Raw genomic sequence first — 6,000 nt, 5'->3', positions numbered from 1 at the left:
CGAACCGGTCCAGCGACCCGGTGACCTTCGCCGCGACCTCGGCGTAGTCGTCGTCCGGGAACAGGCACATCCCCAACGTCAGATAGACCGTCACATGCGGCGGGAGCTTCCCGCCCCTGCGCCGCTCGCCGACCCCACAGGCCGCGACCGCCTCGTCCACCGCGTCACGCGGCACCGCCGTCACCAACACCCCGACCGACACCTGGTCCGGGGTCACCATCGAAGCCACGAACCGTGACCAAACCACCCACCAGCACAGATGCCACGCCGCCACGCCGTACCAACCCACCAGCCAAGAACAGCAGAAGATCAGCCATCCAAGATCGACTTAAGCTTCACGGCATTGCATCCGGTCTGGGCGTACAGGACACCCGGGTCGGTGCTGAGCGCCGCCTTGGCCTCGGCACTGTCCCGGTCGGCGAGGATCTCGAACCGCCCGGCCTCCAGGCCGTCCAACGCCGCACGTACGACATCGGCCGGATCGTTCTTCGGGATGTCCCAGCCGGCCATCATGTCGGTGTCGGTGCTGCTCAGGACCAGACCCGTGACGAGGGTGCCCTGCTCACGCAGCTCCAGGCGGATTCCGTTGGTCAGGCTCCACTCGGCGGCCTTGGCCGCGCTGTAGGCGTTGGCCCCGAGATAGGACAGCCAGGACAGCCTGGAAAGGACGTTGAGGACCGCGCCGCCGCCGTTGCCGGCGAGCACCGGGGCGAACGCGCGCACCATCGCGAGGGTTCCGTAGAAGTGGGTGTCCATCTCAAGACGGATCTTCGTCAGATCGCCGGTGACGAGATTCTGCGCGGTGGACACGCCGGCGTTGTTGACCAGCAGCGTGACGTCGGATGCCGCGACGGCGGCCGCGGCGACCGAGTCCGGGTCGGTGATGTCGAGCGGCAGCGTCTCGACACCGGGGAGGTCGGCCGACCGGGGGCTGCGCGCCGTGGCGTAGATCTTCGACGCCCCCCGGTCGTGGAGCTGTTCGACGAAGTGGCGGCCGATGCCGCGGTTCGCGCCGGTGACGAGGGCGATGCTTCCGGAGAGGTCCATGGATGAACCGTAGGGCGCGACCATGAGCGTGTGGATGCCTGAGGTTCTCATTCTGATATCCGTCTGCCTCACCACACGCGGCTTCCCGGTACGCTGCGTCCGTGGATGTCCTCGCCGACGTGCTGGCGGTCTCGGGGGTTCGCGGCGCCCTCGGGGCGAGGATCGAGGCCGGGGAGAACTGGGGCTGGTGGGCGGCGGCCTCGCGCGGCGCCGCCTTCCACGCGGTCACCGCGGGAACAGCCTGGCTGGCGGGCCCGGGCCAGTCCGCCCGCCAGCTCATGCCCGGTGACGTCGTTCTCCTGCCGAGCGGCACCGAACACGTCCTGGCGAGCGACACCGACACCCTGGCTCGAACCGGTGCGCACGCCTTCGACAGCTGGGAGTGGGCCGACTCCGGCGCGGTGAGGATCGGCTCCGGCCCGGTCCGCACCCACATCCTGTGCGCGCACTACTCGCATGACCCCGCCGTCACGACCCAGGTCCTCACCCTGCTTCCCGACCTGGTCCACATCCGTGCGGACAACGCCGGGGGGTGCCTCGAGGACACCGTTCGGCTGCTCGGGCGTGAACTCGCCCATCCGCGGCTCGGGACAGCCGTCGTCCTGGACAGGCTCGTCGACATCCTCCTCATCCAGCTGCTGCGGGTGTGGCTTGCGACCGGCCAGGCCCGGCCCGCGGCCTCCTGGCTGGGTGTCCTCGACGATCCGGTTGTCGGCGCCGCGGTCGCGAAGCTCCATGAGGATCCCGCGCGCGCCTGGACCACCGAGGCCCTGGCCGGTGAGATCTCCGTGTCCCGTGCCACGCTGTCGCGGCGGTTCCCCGCGGTAGTCGGCGAGACGCCCGGGGCCTACCTCACCCGCTGGCGGATGGACCTCGCGGCCCGCCGGCTGCGGGACACCGACGACACGCTGGAAAGCATCGCCAGGTCGGTCGGGTACACCTCGGTCTACGCCTTCAACCGCGCCTTCACCCGCGCCCGCTCGCAGCCACCGGGCCGGTATCGCGTCAGCGCACGGGACTCCGCCCGCGGCTCCTGACCCGCCGGCCCATGAGCCACCCAAGAGTGCTCCACAAGCCCGATGTGATGCTCCCATCCGGAAGCCATCCGGTCATGATTAGCCGATTTCGGCGGATGCGACAGGCCCATCCGTGCGATTACGCGATACGGTATGCAATACATCGCGGATACACGGTCCGCACGTATGAACGAGGAATACTCATGGCGCAGAAGACCATCGTTTCGCTGATCGACGACCTCAGCGGAGAGACGGCCGAGGAGACCGTCCGGTTCGGGCTGGACGGCGCACACTACGAGATCGACCTGTCAGAGACGAACGCCACAAAACTGCGGGAGTCACTGGCCTCGTTCGTGACGGCGGCACGCCGGTCCGGTGGCCGCGCCGGCAGCGGACGGCGCGGCCCGCGCGCCGCCTCGCCGCGTTCCGCGGGAACCGACCGCACCGCCGACATCCGCGAGTGGGCGCGCAGCAACGGCTACACGGTGAGCGACCGGGGTCGTATCGCGTCGAACATCGTCGAGGCTTTCGACAAGGCTCACTGAGCACCAGTCCGGGGTGACCGTCGTGCCGTGCTACCTCCGATCGCGCGGTGAGGGCATCACCGAGGTGGTCCCGGGCGGGCCTGGCACGCGGTCCGCTCGGTCCGGGCCCGGCCGAGCCCGTCGTTCCCGAGCGTCCAGATGCCACCTGGAACCGGTCATGCGGCGCGGAACAGTACCGGGGCAGGTTCGACGCACGATCGGCGGGCGGACGCACTCTAGTGGATCTTCATCTGAACGGTAAGGTCGCGCTCGTCACCGGAGGCTCGCGCGGCATCGGGCACGCGATCGCCGCCCGCCTGTCGACCGAAGGCTGCCGGGTAGGGATCTGCGGACGCGATCCCGACACGCTCGCGGAAGCGACAGCGGGCCTTGGACGCGCCGAGTCCGACGTCGTCGGCGTCATCGCCGACGTGACCAGACCGGGCGAGGTCGAACGCTTCGTCGATGCCGCCGCCGAGGCCCTCGGCGGCGTCGACCTGCTGGTCGCGAACGTCGGCGGCACCGTCGGAGGCGGCCTGCTCGACTCCACCCCCGAGGACTGGGCGCAGACGTTCGAGCTCAACACCGGACACGCCGTCCGGGCGATCCGCACCGCCGTGCCGCACATGCAGATGAACGGCGGCGGGGCAGTCGTCATCGTCTCGTCGATCTCCGCGTCGAAGCCGTCGCCACGGGCGCAGTACGGGGCGGCCAAAGCCGCGGAGAACTACCTGGCGTCGGCCTTCGCCCGAGAACTGGGCCCGCTCGACATCCGCGTCAACGCCGTGAGCCCGGGGTCCGTCCTCTTCCCCGGCGGCGGGTGGGAGAGGTACTCCCGGCGCCACCCGAACGAGTTCGACGAGTTCGTCCAGCGGGACTTCCCCGCCCGGCGACTGGGCACCGTCGACGAGGTCGCGGACGTGGTGACCTTCCTGCTCTCAGAGCGGGCCAGCTGGGTGAACGGAGCCACCATCGCCGTGGACGGCGCTCAGGGTCGACCGAGCGCCAGCGGGTACTGAGCCAGCCCTACGTCTCGAAACACAGAACACCCGGCGAGCGGAACGCCCCGATCTCGATCATCACGTCTCCAGTCCCGATCACCACGTCTCCAGTCCGACGAGTCCCGCGAGCCGGACACGGTGGGCGCCCGGCGCGCCGAACGCGATCTGGTCGGCCTTGGCCCGCTTGAGGTACAGGTGCGCCGGGTACTCCCAGGTCATCCCAATGCCGCCGTGCAGTTGCACCGCCTCCTCGGCGGCGGTGACCGCGAGGTCGCCGCAGTAGACCTGCGCCACCGCGGTCGCCACGGGAACGTCCGGATCGCCGGCCGCGAGCGCTGCGGCGGCATGGCGGGCAGCGGCGTTCATGGACTCGACGCCGGTGTAGAGGTCCGCGAGACGATGCTTGAGGGCCTGGAAGCCACCAAGCGCACGGCCGAACTGCCGGCGTTCCTTGAGGAAGGCCACCGTCGTGTCGAGGCACCAACAGGCCACGCCCAGCTGTTCGGAGGCGAGCAGGGCGGCCCCGGCCTCCAAAGCACGACGGATCGCGGGCTCGGCGTCCCGGACCACGAGCTCGCCGGCCACGCCGGCGAGGGTGACGTCCGCGAGCTGGCGTGTCATATCCAGCGAGACCACCGGCGTCACGCCAGCCGCGGTGGTGTCGACGGCGAATACGGCCAGGCCGTCGGTCGTCCGGGCCGGCACCAGCAGTACGTCGGCCTCCAGGGCCCCCGCCACGCTGGTGATGGTGCCGGTGAGCCGACCCCCGGCCTCGGCCCGGACCGACGGCAGTTCTCCGTCGGCGGGGCCGATCGAGAGTGGCACGACGAGGCAGGCGGTCCGCTTCCCCTCGGCCAGCAGGGGCAGGAGGTCCGTCTCCGCCTCCAGCAGGACGGCGGTCGCGACGACGGCGCTGGTGAGGAACGGCACCGGTGCCGCCGCGCGGCCGAGCTCCTCCAGCACTACGGCGGCCTCACGGGCCGACGCACCCGCACCGCCGCGGTGTTCGGGCACCAGCAGGCCGGCGAGGCCGAGGTCGACGGCCAGGGCCTTCCACAGCCCGCCCACGAGGGACCGGTCGCCGTCGTAGACCGCGATCACCGCGGCCGGGTCGCAGTGGTCGGCAAGCAGATCACGCACGGAGGAGCGCAGGTCGTCCTCGACGTCGGTGTAGAGCAGATCGAGCTCGCTCACCGGGGCAGCTCCTTCCAGGGGATGTCCTTGTCGACGCGCGGCTCGGCGGGCAGGCCGAGGATCCGTTCGGCGATGATGTTGCGCAGGATCTCCGAGGTGCCGCCCTCGATGGAGTTGCCCTTGGCGCGTAGGTAGCGGTAGCCGGCGTCGTGGCCGGTCATGTCGACCTTGTCAGGCCGGACCATGGTCCAGTCGGAGTAGCGCAGGCCGTCCTCACCGAGCAGCTCCAGTTCCAGCCCACTGAGCTGTTGGGTGAGCCGAGCGAAGGTGAGCTTCATCGCCGCGCCCTCCGGGCCGGGTTGACCGAGTGCGAGCTTCTGCCGCAGCCGCTGGCCGGTGAGCCGGGCGACCTCGGCCTCGACCCACAGCCCGAGCAGCCGGTGATGAAACCCGGGAGTACGGCGCTCCGGGTGGGCTCGCCAGGTGTCGGCCACCACCCCGATCATGCCGCCCTCGCGAGGTGCGGCTCTGCCGCCGATCGCCACCCGCTCGTTGTTCAACGTGGCGTTGGCGACCTTCCAGCCCTCCCCCTCGGCACCGAGCCGCTGGCTGTCGGGAATCGACACGTCGGTGAGGAAGACCTCGTTGAACTCCGCTTCGCCGGTGATCTGGCGCAGCGGCCGGACGTCGACGCCGGGGTCGGTCATGTCGCACAGGAAGTAGGTCAGCCCACCGTGCTTCGGCACGTCGGGGTTCGTGCGGGCGAGCAGGATCGCGAACCGGGCCTGGTGGGCGCCCGAGGTCCACACCTTCTGCCCGTTGACCAGCCAGGTGTCGCCGTCACGAACCGCGCGGGTGGCGACACCGGCAAGGTCGGAGCCGGCGCCGGGCTCGCTGAAAAGCTGGCACCAGATCTCCTCACCGGTCCACAGCGGCCGCAGGAAACGCCGCTTCTGCTCGTCGGTCCCGAACCTGAGGATCGTCGGCGCGGCCATGCCCAGGCCGATGCCATTGGCCTGCCGGTTGTTGTCAGGCGCCCCGGCTTCGTCGAGGAGACGGTCCACCTCGGCCTGCAGTGCCTGCGGCAGACCCAGCCCGCCCAGGCCCTCGGGGAAGGACACCCAGGCCAGCCCGGCGTCGAACCGCGCCCGGAGCCAGGTCACGCGCTCCGTGGTCGCCGTGTCGTGCTCGGCGAGGAACTGTTCCACGCGCTGGTGGAGTTCCTCGGGAAGATCACGGTTCATCGGGCCTCCGTACGGTGCCGGGCGGCCCGGGAGG

The 6,000-nt window shown here is 70.5% G+C and carries 7 protein-coding genes; 3 read left to right on the top strand and 4 right to left on the bottom strand.

All coding sequences use genetic code 11. From position 1 onward, the window contains the following. Nucleotides 1–220 (bottom strand): transposase domain-containing protein (locus FMEAI12_RS12720; RefSeq protein WP_200835271.1); only part of this gene is annotated, 220 nt, incomplete at its 3' end. A gap of 89 nt (nt 221–309) precedes the next feature. After that, nucleotides 310–1,047: an SDR family oxidoreductase gene (locus tag FMEAI12_RS12715; RefSeq protein WP_112106194.1), complete on the bottom strand. Its 738-nt coding sequence runs from the start codon at nt 1,045–1,047 to the stop codon at nt 310–312. Between the two features lie 101 nt (nt 1,048–1,148). On the opposite strand from FMEAI12_RS12715, the gene FMEAI12_RS12710 reads away from it, so the two are divergent. From FMEAI12_RS12710 to FMEAI12_RS12700, 3 genes are all read left to right on the top strand, one after another. Further along, on the top strand, nt 1,149–2,084 hold the full coding sequence (locus tag FMEAI12_RS12710) for an AraC family transcriptional regulator (protein ID WP_112106188.1): 936 nt from the start codon (nt 1,149–1,151) through the stop codon (nt 2,082–2,084). Nucleotides 2,085–2,266: 182 nt separating this feature from the next. Next, entirely contained in the window at nt 2,267–2,608 is a 342-nt protein-coding gene (locus FMEAI12_RS12705) for an Lsr2 family protein (protein ID WP_020462046.1), read from the top strand. Nucleotides 2,609–2,826: 218 nt separating this feature from the next. After that, on the top strand, nt 2,827–3,606 hold the full coding sequence (locus FMEAI12_RS12700; RefSeq protein WP_112106187.1) for an SDR family NAD(P)-dependent oxidoreductase: 780 nt from the start codon (nt 2,827–2,829) through the stop codon (nt 3,604–3,606). 78 nt (nt 3,607–3,684) lie between these two features. Here the strand turns inward: FMEAI12_RS12700 and FMEAI12_RS12695 are convergent, their stop codons facing one another. Continuing rightward, on the bottom strand, nt 3,685–4,782 hold the full coding sequence (locus FMEAI12_RS12695) for an acyl-CoA dehydrogenase family protein (RefSeq protein WP_112106186.1): 1,098 nt from the start codon (nt 4,780–4,782) through the stop codon (nt 3,685–3,687). Beyond that, nucleotides 4,779–5,966: an acyl-CoA dehydrogenase family protein gene (locus tag FMEAI12_RS12690; protein ID WP_112106185.1), complete on the bottom strand. Its 1,188-nt coding sequence runs from the start codon at nt 5,964–5,966 to the stop codon at nt 4,779–4,781. The genes FMEAI12_RS12695 and FMEAI12_RS12690 overlap by 4 nt, the downstream gene beginning before the upstream one ends. Nucleotides 5,967–6,000 lie beyond the last annotated feature (34 nt).

Origin of the sequence: Parafrankia sp. Ea1.12, from assembly GCF_900465275.1 — a bacterium.
Classification (GTDB): Bacteria; Actinomycetota; Actinomycetes; order Frankiales; family Frankiaceae; genus Parafrankia; species Parafrankia soli.
Note: the sequence above shows the minus strand (reverse complement) of the source record. Positions and strands in the feature narration are given on the sequence as shown.

Coding starts and splice junctions, on each gene's coding strand:
- FMEAI12_RS12715 (WP_112106194.1), bottom strand. CDS start 1,047: ATGGACCTCTCCGGAAGCATCGCCCTCGTCACCGGCGCGAACCGCGGC.
- FMEAI12_RS12705 (WP_020462046.1), top strand. CDS start 2,267: ATGGCGCAGAAGACCATCGTTTCGCTGATCGACGACCTCAGCGGAGAG.
- FMEAI12_RS12690 (WP_112106185.1), bottom strand. CDS start 5,966: ATGAACCGTGATCTTCCCGAGGAACTCCACCAGCGCGTGGAACAGTTC.